Annotated in this window: 1 protein-coding gene; it reads right to left on the minus strand. The window is 48.2% G+C overall.

Features of this window, described 5'->3' with window-relative positions; translation table 11 throughout:
• Positions 1-81 precede the first annotated feature (81 nt).
• A complete protein-coding gene (locus tag FVA95_RS34255; RefSeq protein WP_368667396.1) occupies positions 82-255 on the minus strand; it encodes a hypothetical protein in 174 nt (57 codons plus the stop codon).
• Positions 256-257 lie beyond the last annotated feature (2 nt).

The raw sequence follows: 257 nt of genomic DNA on the forward strand, positions 1-257 counted from the left end.
AAATCAGGCGGACTGGCCGCCTGAAGGTGTTATAAGCCTTTAATAAGCTTAGCAAGAGATGTTAATTTTTTCAGTAAGCTCTTACAGCTTGTTGTAAACACGCGCTAAACGGCCGTGGCCTTTGACAGTCACCGGTGATTCGTTGGCGGCAATAAACGCTGATTCACCCGGTTTAAGCTGTAACTGCTGAGAACCTTTCCACAACGTTGCATCGCCTTCGACGCAGAACAAAATGGCGGCACTCTGCTGGCTAATGG

It is taken from the genome of Pseudonocardia sp. EV170527-09 (assembly GCF_008369905.1).
Taxonomy (GTDB): domain Bacteria; phylum Actinomycetota; class Actinomycetes; order Mycobacteriales; family Pseudonocardiaceae; genus Pseudonocardia.